This is a genomic window from Rhodococcus sp. PvR099 (assembly GCF_017833315.1).
Classification (GTDB): Bacteria; Actinomycetota; Actinomycetes; order Mycobacteriales; family Mycobacteriaceae; genus Rhodococcus_G; species Rhodococcus_G oryzae.
Genome location: NZ_JAFIBV010000001.1, coordinates 3,361,627 through 3,375,701, shown reverse-complemented (window position 1 = coordinate 3,375,701; position 14,075 = coordinate 3,361,627). Strand labels below are relative to the sequence as shown.

Below are 14,075 nucleotides of genomic sequence, written 5' to 3'. Positions count from 1 at the left end.
TCGGAACCGGCCCGGTGGACTGTTGACTGCTGTTCACCGAATCCGGTGTTAGAAAGTGAAGGAAAAGCATGGCACAGGGCACTGTGAAGTGGTTCAACGCGGAGAAGGGCTTTGGATTCATCGCCCCCGAGGACGGCTCCGCTGACGTCTTCGTCCACTACTCCGAGATTCAGGGCAGCGGGTTCCGCACGCTCGAGGAGAACCAGCGCGTCGAGTTCGAGGTCGGTCAGGGCACCAAGGGTCCCCAGGCCACCGGCGTTCGCGCGGTCTGATTCATTCGTTCCTCGAGACGGATCAACTCGTCCCCCACCACCGTGAGGTGGTGGGGGACGAGTCGTTTCCCGCCCGGCGCCGCGCGTGGTCCCGCCGTGTCAGCGCGGCCCGAGCGGCCGGATCTGTCCTACTGTCCTCTTGTGAACCAGCTGTCCTTCTTCTCCGCGGAGGCGGTGCCGCCCGCGGTATCGGACCTGAGCGGTCTGCTGGCCGCGCAGGGGCAGGTCTCCGTCGCCGCCGGCCGGGCCAGGGTCTCGGTGGTCGTCGACGCCTCGTGGCGGGCGGACGCCGTCGCCGAGTTGATCGAGGAGGCCGGCCTGGCCGCCGAGATCACCCGCTCCGACGAGGGCAGCCCGCTGGTCCGCACCGCATCGGTGCCCGAGTTGGCCGCGCTCGCCGCTCAGTGGACCAAGGGTGCGGTCAAGGCCGTGCCGGTGGGCTGGATCCCGGACTCGCGTGCCCTGCGGGCCTGGGTGCTGGCCGCGGGCAGGTCCGAGGGTGAGGGCGATCGGTTCGTGCTCGGGCTGGACCCGCACGCCCCGGACACCCACCCGATCCTCGCCCAATCGCTGATGCGGGCCGGGATCGCGCCCACCCTCATCGGCACCCGCGGAGCGGGCCCCGGGCTCCGGATCGTGGGGCACAAGCGGCTGATGCGGCTGGTCGAGAACATCGGTCAGGCCCCTGACCGGCAGGAGGCGCGAGAGGCCTGGCCGCAGGTGTAGAACAGTCGACACGGGATTGATCTGCAAGGATGGTCTCGCGGTGTGTCACTCTGTTACTGAAGTGATCGCCGATTCGAGTCGAGGAAGGTGCAGGCAGCAAGGTGGCAGCTCGGGAGAAGGACACGGCGGGCGACAGCCCCGCCACAGCCGACCAGACGCGCCGTCTCGTGATCGTCGAGTCGCCGACCAAGGCCAGGAAAATTGCCCCCTACCTGGGCAAGAACTACGTCGTCGAGGCCTCGGTCGGTCACATTCGCGACCTCCCGCGGGGCGCGGCGGACGTGCCCGCCAAGTACAAGGGCGAGTCGTGGGCCCGGCTCGGCGTCAACGTCGACCACGACTTCGAGCCGCTCTACGTGGTGAGCCCGGACAAGAAGACCAAGGTCGCCGAGCTCAAGAGCCTGCTCAAGGACGCCGACGAGCTCTACCTCGCCACTGACCCCGACCGCGAGGGCGAGGCCATCGCCTGGCACCTGCTCGAGACCCTCAAGCCGAAGATCCCGGTCCGCCGGATGGTCTTCCACGAGATCACCAAGCCGGCCATCCTGGCGGCCGCGCAGGACACCCGCGACCTCGACCAGGACCTGGTGGACGCGCAGGAGACCAGGCGCATCCTCGACCGCCTCTACGGCTACGAGGTCAGTCCGGTGCTGTGGAAGAAGGTCATGCCGAAGCTTTCGGCAGGCCGCGTGCAGTCGGTGGCGACGCGCGTCATCGTGCAGCGCGAACGCGAGCGGATGGCCTTCCGGTCCGCCGAGTACTGGGACATCTCCGCCACCCTGGACGCGGGCGCCGAGGCGAATCCGCGCAGCTTCGGGGCGCGCCTGGTCAGCGTCGACGGCAGCCGCGTCGCCGCGGGCCGCGACTTCGGGGCAGACGGCCAGCTGAAGTCGACCGGCGTCACGGTGCTGGACGAGGGCTACGCCCGTCGCCTCGCCGAGGCGCTGCACGGCACCGATCTCACCGTCTCGTCTGCCGAGGACAAGCCGTACACCCGCAAGCCGTACGCGCCGTTCATGACCTCGACGCTGCAGCAGGAGGCGGCACGCAAACTGCGCTTCACGTCCGAGCGCACCATGCGGACCGCGCAGCGGCTGTACGAGAACGGCCACATCACCTACATGCGTACCGACTCGACGACGCTGTCGGCGTCGGCGATCGCCGCGGCAAGGGCGCAGGCCACCGAGCTGTACGGCGCCGAGTACGTCAGCCCGTCGCCGCGGCAGTACACCCGCAAGGTGAAGAACGCGCAGGAGGCGCACGAGGCGATCCGTCCCGCGGGTGACGTCTTCGCCACCCCGGGGCAGCTGCACTCGCAGCTGGCCGCCGACGAGTTCAAGCTCTACGAGCTGATCTGGCAGCGCACCGTCGCCTCGCAGATGGCCGACGCGCGCGGCACCACCCTGACGCTGCGGATCACCGGCACCGCGGGCACCGGCGAGGAGTGCACCTTCTCCGCGTCCGGCCGCACCATCACGTTCGCCGGCTTCCTCAAGGCCTACGTCGAGAGCGTCGACGAGGAGGCGGGCGGCCAGTCCGACGACGCCGAGTCGCGGCTGCCCGTGCTCGTCGCCGGGCAGGCGGTCACCGCCACCAAGCTGGATCCGGACGGTCACACCACGAACCCGCCCGCCCGCTACACCGAGGCCAGCCTGATCAAGACCCTCGAGGAGCTGGGAATCGGTCGCCCGTCGACGTATTCGTCGATCATCAAGACGATCCTGGACCGCGGCTACGTCTACAAGCGCGGCAGTGCCTTGGTGCCGTCGTGGGTGGCGTTCGCCGTGATCGGGTTGCTGGAGGCGCATTTCGGCCGGCTGGTCGACTTCGACTTCACCGCGGGCATGGAGGATGATCTCGACGAGATCGCCGGTGGCCGCGAGCAGCGCGGGAACTGGTTGTCCAGCTTCTACTTCGGCGGGGAGCGCGGCGCCGAGGGCTCGGTCGCCCGCTCTGGCGGTCTGAAGAAGATGGTCGGCACCAATCTCGAGGACATCGACGCCCGCGAGGTGAACTCGATCCGGTTGTTCGCCGATTCCGAGGGCCGCGATGTCGTGGTGCGGGTCGGCCGGTTCGGGCCGTATCTCGAGCGGATGGTCGCTGATCCCTCCGGAGAGGGCGGCCCCGATGCGAATCTTGTTTCGCAGCGCGCAAACCTGCCCGACGACCTGCCCCCGGACGAGCTGTCGCCCGAGTACGCGGAGAAGCTGTTCGCCACCCCGCAGGACGGTCGCAAGCTCGGCGTCGACCCGCTCACCGGGCACGAGATCGTCGCGAAGGAGGGGCGTTTCGGTCCGTACGTGACCGAGATCCTGCCCGAGCCGGAACCCGAACCGGAGCCGGACATCGTGCCGGTGACGGCCGAGGGGGAGGGTGCCGTCACCACCAAGGCGCCCGCGAAGAAGGCCGCCGCGAAGAAGACCGCCAAGAAGGCCGCCGGCCCGAAGCCGCGGACCGGCTCGCTGCTCAAGTCCATGGATGTGGCGACCGTGACGCTCGAGGACGCGCTGCGGCTGCTCTCGCTGCCGCGCGTGGTCGGCATCGACCCGGAGTCGAAGGAAGAGATCACCGCGCAGAACGGGCGCTACGGCCCGTACCTGAAGAAGGGCACCGATTCTCGTTCGCTGGAGAACGAGGAGCAGATGTTCACGGTGACCCTCGAGGACGCCCTGAAGATCTACGCGGAGCCCAAGCGCCGGGGCCGCACGGGTGCGGCGACCCCGCCGCTGCGTGAGCTCGGCAACGACTCGGCGACGGACAAGCCGATGGTGATCAAGGACGGCCGCTTCGGCCCCTACGTCACCGACGGCGAGACGAACGCGAGCCTGCGCAAGGACGACGATGTCGCGACCATCACCGACGAGCGTGCCTCGGAGCTGCTCGCCGACCGGCGTGCGCGTGGCCCGGTGAAGAAGAAGGCGGCCGCGAAGAAGGCGCCTGCCAAGAAGGCGGCGGCGAAGAAGACCGCGGCCAAGAAGGCGCCCGCCAAGGCGGCTGCGAAGAAGGCCGCCGCGAAGAAGTCCTGACCGGTCCACACTGAGGTGGTGTAGACGAGGTGGCGTATCGGGAACTGCGAGCGGAAGTTCCGGGAGCGGTCGCCTGGTCGGTGACGTCGGATCCGCCATGCCGGTCGAGGCCGGACGAGGGCGCCCTGGTGCTGCCCGACGGGTGCATGGATCTGATCTGGCACGAGCGCGGGCTGCTGGTGGCCGGTCCGGACACCCGGGCGCACCGCACCACGGCCGCGGGTAGCAGGGCGATCGGTCTGCGGTTCGCGCCAGGCGTCGGACCGCACGTGTTCGGTGTCCGCGCCGACGAGCTGCGAGACGTGCGGGTGCCGCTGGAGCAGCTGTGGCCGGATGCGATGGTGCGCAGCCTCTTCCATGCCGCCGAGCCGGATCCGCTGCGGGCGATCAGTGCGGCGGCACGCGACCGTCTCGTCGGGGTCGGGCGTCCCGTCGAGACCGCGATCGCGGCGCAGCTGGCGCGCGGCGTCACGGTGGCGCAGGTCGCCGCGAGCCTGGGCTGGAGCGAACGCCGCCTACATCGAAAGTCCTTGTCCGCATACGGGTACGGCCCGAAGACGCTGGCCCGGGTGCTCCGCTTCGACCGCGCGCTCGGGCTCGCCCGAGGGGGCATCCCGCTCGCGCGGGTCGCGGCGGATTCCGGGTTCAGCGATCAGGCGCACCTGGCCAGGGAGGTCCGGGCGCTGGCGGGGACCTCCCTGACCGGGCTGCTCGGTCAGCCGGGCAGTGCCGCGAACAGTTCGATGCCGTGGCCGTCCGGGTCCCTGACGACCGCGTAGCGCTGTCCCCAGAACGCGTCCCACGGCTTCGATTCACCGGTGCACCCGGCCTCGGTGAGCTCGGTGTACTTGGCGTCGACGGCCTCGGGCGTGCCGCAGTCGAAGGCCAGCGACGGGCCACCGGTCCCGGGGGTGAAGTCGGGGGCGAAGCCGCGGATGACCTCGAGGGTGTCCCAGCCCACCCGCAGGCCGCCCGGCAGGGTGATCTCGTGGTGTTGCTCCTGGCCGGGATCGGCGGGCAGGTCGAGGCCGAGGCGTCGGTAGATGTCGAAGGAGCGGGGCAGGTCCGCGACGGCGAGACCGATCATGGAGAGCTGTGGCGTCATGCCCGCGACGGTAGTTCCCCGCGGTCCGGACGGTCTTGAACGTTTCGGACGCCCGCCCGGCGGCGTCGGACCCGCCCGATAGGCTCGGCCCGTGGCGGGAGTATTCGATCGACTGGTCGGCCAGGAGCATGTCGAGATGGAGCTGACCGGTGCCGCGAGGGCGGCACGGGGCGGCGCCGCCTCGGCAGGTTCGCTGATGACGCACTCCTGGCTGTTCACCGGGCCGCCCGGCTCCGGGCGCTCCGTCGCGGCGCTGTGCTTCGCCGCCGCGCTGCAGTGCACCGACGAGGGCGAGCCCGGGTGCGGGCGATGCCATGCCTGCACCACCACGATGGCGGGCACCCACGGCGATGTGCGTCGGGTGATCCCCGAGGGCCTGAGCATCAGCGTCGCGGAGATGCGCGGCATCGTGCAGACCGCGTCGCGTCGCCCCAGCACCGGGCGCTGGCAGGTCGTGGTGATCGAGGACGCGGACCGGTTGACCGAGGGCGCGGCCAACGCGCTGCTCAAGGTCGTCGAGGAGCCGCCGGCGCGGACCGTCTTCCTCCTGTGCGCCCCCTCGGTGGACCCGCAGGACATCTCGGTGACGCTGCGGTCCCGGTGCAGGCACGTGGCGCTGGTGACCCCGTCGGTGGAGGCGATCGCCGGGGTGCTGCGCGAGCGCGATCAGCTCGACGCCGAGACCGCACTGCTGGCCGCTTCGATCAGTGGCGGCCACGTCGGCCGGGCCCGACGGCTGGCGACGGACGAGGAGGCGCGGGCGCGCCGCGGCCAGGCGCTGGGCATCGCGTCTGCCGCGACCCGGCCTGCCACCGGATACGCGGCGGCTGACGAGCTGGTCCGGGCGGCGGAGGCCGAGGCCAAGGAGATGAGCGCGGCCCGCGACGAACGCGAGACCGAGGAGCTGCGCACCGCCCTCGGCGCGGGCGGTACCGGCAAGGGCGCGGCGGGCGCGCTGCGCGGCTCGGCCGGCGCCCTCAAGGACCTCGAGCGCAGGCAGAAGTCGCGGGCCACCAGGACCGGCCGCGACAGCCTCGACCGTGCCCTGATGGACCTGGCCGGGCTCTACCGGGACGCGTTGGCGGTCGCGCTGGGGTCGGGGGCACAGCCGAACCACCCGGACAAGGCGGACCAGGTCAGGAAGATGGCCGCGGCGGGCAGCCCCGAGGCGCTGCTGCGGTGTGTGGAGGCGGTGCTGGAGTGCCGCGAGGCGCTCTCGATCAACGTCAAGCCCCGGTTCGCGGTGGCGTCCATGGTCGCCAAGCTGGGTGCCGAGCTGAAGTAGCGGGGCCCGTTTTCGCATCCGCGGGGTGAGCCGCTAGACTCCCTCTGGCTCGACCGCGAGGTCGGGCACGCCGCCTTAGCTCAGTCGGTAGAGCATTTCACTCGTAATGAAAAGGTCAAGAGTTCGATTCTCTTAGGCGGCTCCAATCGAAAGGCCTGGCCTGTCCGCTAACGCGGGCAGGCCAGAGTCGTTTCTGTACCAGCGTTGCCCGGGTCCGATTGTGGCCAGCGCCTTCAATGTCGCTTCCGGCCGGCACTAACGCGGCACTAGGGAAGGGCTCACGCGGGACTACCTCGCAAAACTGTTACTTTCGCCTAGTGACGAGCGCATCGCATGTGGTCCCGTTGTTGTCAGCCTTCATCGCGGCAGGTAGCGCCCTGGCGGCGTGGCTTGCCTACCGCAACGGATTGAGGATGGGGCGGCGCGATGCGCTCAAGTTCGCAGCGGATCTGCATCGAGACATGACGACCGGCGCGGTAGCCGACGCCCGACATGTAGTCGGCACGAAACGGTATGGGAACTCGGACGCTAGGCGCTCGGTCGATGCCCGTGTGATCGAGAGCTACTACGTCTTGCTCTGGGCGTATGAACGCCTGGCGACCGGCGTTGAAGTCTTGAAAAGGGCGCAGTACGAAGAGGCACTCGAGGTCCTGCGTGTCTCCATAGCATGGCATGTCGCTGAGGTTGGGAAGAACATCAACGCCCTCAATGAGGACACAGCAGTGCGTGCCCGGGATGCAGAAGCATTCGAGCGGTTCAAGGCCTGCGTGCGGCAACTCAAGGAGGCGGGGATCGATCCAAAAGTACGTTTCTCGGCTGAGTCAAGCAGTGTGACGACGACAAGATGATGCACCAGGCGGGGATTTCACCTGCGCCGTAGGCGAGGGGCTATTCAGGTCTTGTGGGAGAGTGCGGGAGACTCCTCGCATGACCTCCACCGAACCCGAGCCGACGAAGTTCACCCGCGCATGTCGCCGCGTCGTGACGGGCGCCGTGGTGGGTGCGCTCATCGCGCTCGGGTTCGTTCTCGTCAACCGGTTCCGGGCCCGGCCGCCGGTCACCCAGGCCCTCTGGGACGCCGACCCGATCGGCCCGGACGACCTCGCCGGATAGCCGGAAACGCGCTCAGTCGGTGACGGCGGCCAGCGCCTCGAACTCGCTCGCGTCGTGCGCGCAGATGATGGTGACCTCGTCGCCGTGGGCGGCGTGTAGCTCGCGGAGCCTGCCCTGGTTGGCGATTCGCGACCGGCGATCCATCTCCATCAGGATCTGTGTCGCCCGCAGGCCCGGCGGGCAGGAGGGCGGGGTCAGCTTCTCGTCGGCGAAGTAGTAGCCGTCGCCCGCGTGCAGGTACCAGCCGCCGCCGGGACGACGCACCGCCACCGCGCTGTGCCCGAAGGTGTGCCCACGTAGCGGTATCAGCAGCACGTCCTCGCTGACCGCCTGCACCGATTCGAACCCGAACCACCGGTCGCCGCCCGGGCGGTGCTCGACCCAGGTCGGGTCGTGCGCCCACTGCTTCGCGCTGTACCGCGTCTTGTCGAGCAGGGTTGGCCGTGCGCGCGCGGTCGCGAGCTCGTCGGCGTGTACATGCACGCGCGCCCACGGAAAGTCGCCGAGGCCGCCCGCGTGGTCGCCGTCCAGATGGGTGACCACGATGTCGCGGACATCCGACGGGTCGTAGCCGAGCGCGCGCACCTGGGCGATTGCGGTGAGCGCGAGGTCCATCCTGGCGCCGACCGACATCACGAACGGCCGGCCCAGCCGGCCGATCGGATCGGCGACGTCGGCCGTGCCGAAGCCCGTGTCCACCAGCGTCAGGCCGTCGGGTCCCTCGACCAGCAGGCAGTGCGCGACCAGGCGAGACGGGGCGAGGCCGGGCACGAGGCCGGCGCTGGGGCACATCGTCGCGCAGCTGAGGTGGTGGATGCGATGGCTCACGGGGGACCACTCTCCGGCCTGGGTGTGCTCGGCGCAACCGCGGGCCCAAGGACTTAAGTAGTCAGACTTAAAGAATAAGTATTAGGCATTGACCTCGGTGATGTGTGACCCTACCTTTGAGCGGTGAAGGTCGGGGAAGGGCTGCGGGAGGGATCGGCTCCGCACGCCATCATGCGTGCCGCGGAGGTGCTGATCGCCGAGGCCGGGATCGACGTCCCGCTGCAGGACATCGCCCGCGCGGCGGGTCAGCGCAACAAGTCGGCGGTGCAGTACCACTTCGGTTCCCGCGACGGCCTGATCGCCGCGATCGTCGAGTATCACCTCCGCGGGCTGGAATTCCGGCGGATGGAGCTGCTCGCCGAGTGCGAGGGTGCGCCAGGGGGCGAAGACATCCGGGCACTGCTGACGGTGCTGGCGCTTCCCCTCGTAGAGGTGGTCGATCAGCCGGGATCGACGCATTTCGCCCGGTTCTTCGAGCGCGTGCGCCACCACCGCTCCGTCGCGGACGAGATGAACCTGGACGGCGACAGTCGGCCGACCGTCCGCATCGTCATGTCGCGGCTCGATCACCTGATCGGCGATCTGCCCGCCGTCGCTCGCCGGTACCGGCTCGAGTCACTGGCGACTGTCCTGCTCGCATTGATCGCCGACTACGAACGGATGTCCGACGCCGACCACCGCGGCCGGCCGGAACCCGACGACGTGATCGACCTGCTCGTCGGATTGCTCACTGCGGCCCATTCGTCCACGACGGGCTAGGCCAACGCCGGAATGCCAGGCCACGGAAAGGATTCGACGATGAAGTTGATGTACGCCCTGTGGGGGTCGCGATTGCAGGAGGCGTTGTTCGCGGAGCGTCTCCGCGAGCAACTGGCCGCGCTCGGCGCCACCAGGCTCCAGATCAACATCGCCGACGCCGACGTCGCTCCCGCCCAGCTTCGTCTCACGACCTATGAGCAGCCGGTGGGTGCGATCGTCAGCGTCTGGATTCCAGACGAATTCGCGGCCGTCACCGGCCTCCTCACGGCGGCGGCCGACCGGGTCGCGGGATGGGTGGTCGACGAACGGACGCCGATCCCGCCTCCGGAGTCGGACAACGGAGTTCGCGCCGACGCCCTCGCCGGTCTCGCGCTGTTGCGGATACCCGCGGGCATGGATCGGTCGGAATGGCTCCGCCGCTGGCAGGATGACCACACCACAGTGGCGATCGAGACCCAGGCCACGTTCGGCTACGTGCAGAACACCGTGATCGAGACGCTCACCGCCGACGCTCGCGCCGACGCCCTTGTCGAAGAACTGTTCCCGATGGCCGCGATGACCGATCCGCACGCGTTCTACGGGAGCGGCGGGGACGACGCGGAGCTCGGGCGCCGGGTGTCACGAATGATCGAGAGCACGTCCACGTTCGGCGCGAGCACCGACGTGGACGTGATCCCCACGAGCCGATATGTGTACGACCTGACCGGAGTTCGGCCTACCGGGTGATCTGCTCGAGGATCACCCGGTGCACGTGCTGCGCCTTTTCGATGCCGCGGAAGTCGGCTTCATAGGTCTGCTGGCCGATGTCCACGGCAATGCTGCTCGACGAGAAGAAATGTCCGGCCCATGATTTGTTGCTGAGAAAGGACACCGACCGGACATTCTTGTACGGAATGGACGTGATCGCGGTTCGGCTGCCGACGAAGCTCTTGTCCTGAATGACGAGGCGAAGATTGGTCAGTCCCATGAATCCGGTGCCCGCACCGATGCAGTCGTAGACGGCAATGATCGTCTCGCCCGCGAGAATCGCCTGTTGTACCTGCTTGAGTTGTTCGGACTTGTCGAATATCGGTTCGGTCATGTCTGTCTCCTTGTCGCTGCCGCACGTCTCGCAGTCTCAGGAGCCGACGTCGGAGGCCCTCGACGGTAGCGATCCCGGCGTCGGTGCCCGTGCTTTCGGATCAGGCGAAATGTAGCCCCCGCGAACCGGACGGACAAGGAACGTGGCCGAATGTCGTTCGGGGCTATGGTTTGGGAAGTGAACCACCACCCTGCGGACAGGAAGTGGCGCCATGTCGGACCCGAATCAGCCCCAGCAACCCGATCCCGCGCAGCCAGGCCCGCCGCCGGGTCCTCCTCCGCCCCAGCCCCAGTACGGCCAGCAGCCGCCGCAGTACGGTCAGCCGCAGTACGGTGCCCCGCAGTATCCGCCTCCGGGCCAGCCGCCCTACGGTGCCCCTCAGTACCCGCAGCAGCCGGGCTATCCGCCGCCGGGCCAGCCCTACGGCGGTCCGCCGCCGCCCGCCTATCCGTATGCCTCCTGGTGGTCTCGGGTCGGCGCATATCTGCTCGACCGGATCGTGGTTCCGCTGCCGGGTTACCTGCTCGCGGGCCTCGGGGCATTCATCGCGTTCAAGGACGCGAGATCGGTCACGACCACCTACTCGGGCGACTACTACTACGACTCAGACAGCGAGCTCACGAACGTCAACGGCGTCGGTATCGCCATCATGGTGGCCGGCATCCTGCTTGCGCTCGCGTTGCTGGTCTGGAACATGGTGTTCCGGCAGGGCAACACCGGGCAGACGCTCGGCAAGAAATGGCTGAGCATCTCGGTGGTCCGCGAGGCGGACGGACGCCCGCTCGGCCCGGGCATGGCATTTGTGCGGTGGTTGCTGCTGTGGATCCTCGGCGACCTCTGCTTCCTGAACTTCTTGTGGCCGCTGTGGGACCCGCGGCACCGGTGCTGGCACGACATGCTGGTCACCTCGGTCGTGATCAAGGGCGCGGTGACCGCACCGCAATGAGAGTGAAAGTGACGCGATGACGGTGACCCGATGACGATGACCAAGCCGGAGACCCGGGCCCGCTCGCTGCGCGCGCCGCTCGCGGTCGCGGCGGCGGGCCTCGGCGCGGCGACCCTGCTGTACCTGCGGGACCCGCACCGCGCGGGTGCCTACGGCTTCTGCCCGTTCCACGTGATCACCGGCTGGTGGTGCCCGGGCTGCGGTGGGCTGCGCGCGGTGAACGACCTCACCCACGGGGATCTGATCGGGTCGCTGTCGAGCAACGTGCTGATCCTGCCGCTGGTCGTGGTGCTGGTGGTGGCGTGGATACGCTGGCTGCGGCGGCGATGGGGCGGAGTCGACGACCGGATGATCGTGCTCGGCCGGTCTGCCACGGCAGGGATACTGGTGGTGTTGGCGGTGTTCACCGTGGTGCGTAACACCCCGTGGGGAGCGGTGCTCGCCCCGACGTGACGGCGAGGCGGTCCTCGCGCCGACCTGACGATCGACGAACTCGACCCGGAGGTTCCGATGGCAATGCAGATCTTCTCGCTGATCGTGCTCGTCGGCGCGCTGGTCGTGCTGATCCCGATCGCGCGTCGGGTGTTCCGCAAGCACGACGACTGATTCGGCGCGTCCGGTCGACAGGGCGGCTGCTCTGGTCAATGCTCAGCTATGGCCGATTCGCTGAAGGACCGCGTCCGGGAGAAGCTGTTGCGTCAGATCGCCGAGGACGGCGGCTATCCCTCCGAGCGCGGCGAAGGCAACGATCCGCGACTGGTCGCGCTCGACGACGACCTGGCCGCATTGGATGAGGCGCTCGACGACGATCCCGTGATCGAGCACCTCGCGGCCAAGTACTGGGTCCCCTAAACCCGCACCCGAAATGCCACCCACCTGCGGTGGTGCCGCCTGCGGTCGGTATAAATACATCTTGTGTCTAAGTTGCATTCGGCGGCGGAGGTCGTCTACCGCGAGGTGAAGGAGCGGATCCTGTCCGCCGCGCTGCCCGGTGGTGAGCTGATCAGCGAGGGCGAGATCGCCGCCGAGATGGGCACCAGTCGCACCCCCGTCCGCGAGGCCTTCCTCCGGCTCGAGGCCGAGGGCTGGATGCGGCTCTACCCCAAGCGCGGGGCGCTGATCGTGCCGGTCGCCGACGGCGAGGCCGAACACGTCGTCGCCGCGCGCAGGCTCGTCGAGACGGACGCCGTCCGGACCGTCACCGGCCACGAGACCGCCAGGACCGAGCTGGTCGCGGCCCTGCGCGCGAACCTCGTCGGCCAGCGCGAGGCGGCGGCGAGCGGGGACGTGGACGGCTTCAGTGGCCTCGACGCCGACTTCCACGGATTGATCGTGCGCGCGGGCGGCAACCCGCTGCTCGTCACCTTCTACGCAGGCCTGCGCGAGCGGCAGCGCCGGATGACCGCTCGCTCGCTGGCCAGGGACCCACTGCAGCTGGCGTCGATCATCGACGACCACACGGCGCTGGCAAACCTGGTCGAGGCGGCGGACGCCGACGGCTACGACGCCGCCGTGACGGTGCACATGCGCCGCGTGCACGGCCTGCCGCTGCTGCAGGCCGGTGCCCGATGAGCGTGCGGACCGACCTCGCGGCCGAGACGGCACCGGCCGCGAACGACGGCCGTTCGCGGAAACGGGTCGTGGCGCCGTGGGCGCTCGTGTCCGCGGCGATGTTCGCCGTCGCGTGGGGCGGCAACGAGTTCACCCCGCTGCTGGTGATGTACCGCCTCGACCACGGCTACTCCCCGGTCGTGGTGGACAGCTTCCTGTTCGCGTACGTGTTCGGCATCGTGCCCGCCCTGCTCATCGGCGGCCCGCTGTCCGACCGGCTCGGGCGGCGGCCGGTGATGCTGCCCGCTCCCTTCATCGCGGCGGCCGGCTCGCTGGTGCTCGCCACCGGCGCCGACAGCTCCGCGCTGTTGGTCGCGGGCCGCATCCTCAGCGGCGTCGGCCTCGGCATCGGCATGGCGGTCGGCGGCAGCTGGCTCAAGGAACTGTCGACGTCGCCGTGGGATCGGCGCGCGGGCACGGGTGCCGGAGCCAGGCGTGCGGCCATGAGCCTGACCGCGGGGTTCGCCCTCGGCGCCGGGGTCGCGGGTGTGCTCGCGCAGTGGGCGCCGTGGCCGAGCGCGCTGGCGTACCTGGTGCACATCTCGATCGCGGCGGCGGCGGGGGTCGCGCTGTTCGCGGCGCCGGAGACCCGGCCCGCGGTCCCGGCCGACCAGCGGGTACCGCTGCGCGAGGACCTGCGGATCCCGGCCGCGGGGCACCTGCGGTTCCGGTACGTCATCGCCCCGCTGGCGCCGTGGGTGTTCGGCTCGGCCAGCTGCGCCTACGCGGTGATGCCCGCGCTGATGGCCCCGCACAGCGGCGGTCGCCCGGTCGCGTTCTCGGCGCTGCTCTGCGTGGTCGCGCTGGCCGCCGGGTTCTCGATCCAGGCCGTGGGCAGGCGCATCGACACCCCGCGCAGCGCAAGGGCAGTCGCCGTCGCGCTGGCGATCCTGGTGGTGGGCATGACCGTCGCCGCGGTCGCCGCCGACCGGCTGACGGTCCCGCTGGCGCTGGCCGCGGCCGTCGTGCTCGGCGGTGGCTACGGCATGGCGCTGGTGTCCGGGCTGCAGGAGATCCAGCGGATCGCGCGCCCCGACGACCTCGCCGGGCTCACCGCGGTCTTCTACTCGCTGACCTACATCGGGTTCGCGGTGCCCGCGGCGATGGCGCTGTGCGTGCAGGTCTGGCCGACGGTGTTCAGCTACCCGATGCTGTTCGTGATCGGCGCGGTGGTCGCCGCCGCGTCCCTGGTGCTGGTACTGGCCAAGAGCCGATCGCACCTGCCGACCCGCTGATCGTCGGGTGGCGAGCTGGGTGAGGGCGGCGCGGCCACACCGACCTGTTCAGCGCCGTGCCGACGCGCCTTGGCCGGACCGACCACTC

Annotated in this window: 17 protein-coding genes and 1 tRNA gene; 15 read left to right on the top strand and 3 right to left on the bottom strand. The window is 69.6% G+C overall.

Annotated features, from left to right (window positions below; translation table 11 throughout):
- The first annotated feature begins 68 nt into the window (after positions 1–68).
- The 4 genes from JOE46_RS15425 (at position 69) to JOE46_RS15410 (ending at position 4,803) form a co-directional block, all read left to right on the top strand.
- Entirely contained in the window at positions 69–272 is a 204-nt protein-coding gene (locus JOE46_RS15425) for a cold-shock protein (protein WP_005248460.1), read from the top strand.
- A gap of 141 nt (positions 273–413) precedes the next feature.
- Positions 414–998 carry a hypothetical protein gene (locus tag JOE46_RS15420; RefSeq protein WP_097212865.1) on the top strand — a complete coding sequence of 195 codons (585 nt, stop codon included), beginning with the start codon at positions 414–416 and terminating at the stop codon, positions 996–998.
- 101 nt (positions 999–1,099) lie between these two features.
- On the top strand, positions 1,100–4,024 hold the full coding sequence (topA, locus tag JOE46_RS15415; protein ID WP_097212866.1) for a type I DNA topoisomerase: 2,925 nt from the start codon (positions 1,100–1,102) through the stop codon (positions 4,022–4,024).
- A 29-nt stretch (positions 4,025–4,053) separates the two neighbouring features.
- Complete coding sequence (locus JOE46_RS15410) at positions 4,054–4,803, top strand: AraC family transcriptional regulator (protein ID WP_209927767.1); 750 nt, start codon at positions 4,054–4,056, stop codon at positions 4,801–4,803.
- Here JOE46_RS15410 and JOE46_RS15405 read toward each other — a convergent pair.
- Entirely contained in the window at positions 4,740–5,129 is a 390-nt protein-coding gene (locus JOE46_RS15405) for a VOC family protein (protein ID WP_097212868.1), read from the bottom strand. The two genes, JOE46_RS15410 and JOE46_RS15405, sit on opposite strands and share 64 nt — an antisense overlap.
- A 91-nt stretch (positions 5,130–5,220) precedes the next feature.
- Between JOE46_RS15405 and JOE46_RS15400 the strand changes: the two genes are divergently transcribed.
- The 4 genes from JOE46_RS15400 (at position 5,221) to JOE46_RS15385 (ending at position 7,527) form a co-directional block, all read left to right on the top strand.
- Complete coding sequence (locus JOE46_RS15400; RefSeq protein ID WP_097212869.1) at positions 5,221–6,414, top strand: DNA polymerase III subunit delta'; 1,194 nt, start codon at positions 5,221–5,223, stop codon at positions 6,412–6,414.
- A 69-nt stretch (positions 6,415–6,483) separates the two neighbouring features.
- Positions 6,484–6,559 (top strand) — tRNA-Thr (locus JOE46_RS15395).
- 172 nt (positions 6,560–6,731) lie between these two features.
- Entirely contained in the window at positions 6,732–7,262 is a 531-nt protein-coding gene (locus tag JOE46_RS15390; RefSeq protein WP_209927766.1) for a hypothetical protein, read from the top strand.
- A 79-nt stretch (positions 7,263–7,341) separates the two neighbouring features.
- On the top strand, positions 7,342–7,527 hold the full coding sequence (locus JOE46_RS15385) for a hypothetical protein (RefSeq protein ID WP_209927764.1): 186 nt from the start codon (positions 7,342–7,344) through the stop codon (positions 7,525–7,527).
- A gap of 12 nt (positions 7,528–7,539) precedes the next feature.
- On the opposite strand, the gene JOE46_RS15380 is transcribed toward JOE46_RS15385, so the two are convergent.
- On the bottom strand, positions 7,540–8,355 hold the full coding sequence (locus JOE46_RS15380) for an MBL fold metallo-hydrolase (protein ID WP_307861291.1): 816 nt from the start codon (positions 8,353–8,355) through the stop codon (positions 7,540–7,542).
- 123 nt (positions 8,356–8,478) lie between these two features.
- Between JOE46_RS15380 and JOE46_RS15375 the strand changes: the two genes are divergently transcribed.
- Together JOE46_RS15375 and JOE46_RS15370 are read left to right on the top strand one after the other, a co-directional pair.
- Positions 8,479–9,114 carry a TetR family transcriptional regulator gene (locus JOE46_RS15375; RefSeq protein ID WP_097212871.1) on the top strand — a complete coding sequence of 212 codons (636 nt, stop codon included), beginning with the start codon at positions 8,479–8,481 and terminating at the stop codon, positions 9,112–9,114.
- 39 nt (positions 9,115–9,153) lie between these two features.
- A complete protein-coding gene (locus JOE46_RS15370) occupies positions 9,154–9,840 on the top strand; it encodes a hypothetical protein (RefSeq protein ID WP_209927763.1) in 687 nt (228 codons plus the stop codon).
- Here JOE46_RS15370 and JOE46_RS15365 read toward each other — a convergent pair.
- Positions 9,830–10,195: a PH domain-containing protein gene (locus JOE46_RS15365; protein ID WP_077043026.1), complete on the bottom strand. Its 366-nt coding sequence runs from the start codon at positions 10,193–10,195 to the stop codon at positions 9,830–9,832. The two genes, JOE46_RS15370 and JOE46_RS15365, sit on opposite strands and share 11 nt — an antisense overlap.
- 211 nt (positions 10,196–10,406) lie before the next feature.
- Between JOE46_RS15365 and JOE46_RS15360 the strand changes: the two genes are divergently transcribed.
- The 5 genes from JOE46_RS15360 to JOE46_RS15340 all read left to right on the top strand — a co-directional run bounded on the left by JOE46_RS15360 (position 10,407) and on the right by JOE46_RS15340 (position 13,987).
- Positions 10,407–11,141 carry an RDD family protein gene (locus JOE46_RS15360; RefSeq protein ID WP_097212873.1) on the top strand — a complete coding sequence of 245 codons (735 nt, stop codon included), beginning with the start codon at positions 10,407–10,409 and terminating at the stop codon, positions 11,139–11,141.
- A 30-nt stretch (positions 11,142–11,171) separates the two neighbouring features.
- Positions 11,172–11,594: a DUF2752 domain-containing protein gene (locus tag JOE46_RS15355; RefSeq protein ID WP_245221061.1), complete on the top strand. Its 423-nt coding sequence runs from the start codon at positions 11,172–11,174 to the stop codon at positions 11,592–11,594.
- 201 nt (positions 11,595–11,795) lie between these two features.
- Positions 11,796–11,993 (top strand): hypothetical protein, encoded by a 198-nt coding sequence (locus JOE46_RS15350; protein WP_097212874.1) that lies wholly within the window; start codon positions 11,796–11,798, stop codon positions 11,991–11,993.
- 63 nt (positions 11,994–12,056) lie between these two features.
- Positions 12,057–12,713: a GntR family transcriptional regulator gene (locus tag JOE46_RS15345; RefSeq protein WP_209927762.1), complete on the top strand. Its 657-nt coding sequence runs from the start codon at positions 12,057–12,059 to the stop codon at positions 12,711–12,713.
- Positions 12,714–12,811: 98 nt separating this feature from the next.
- Entirely contained in the window at positions 12,812–13,987 is a 1,176-nt protein-coding gene (locus JOE46_RS15340) for an MFS transporter (protein ID WP_245221819.1), read from the top strand.
- The last annotated feature ends 88 nt before the right edge of the window (positions 13,988–14,075 follow it).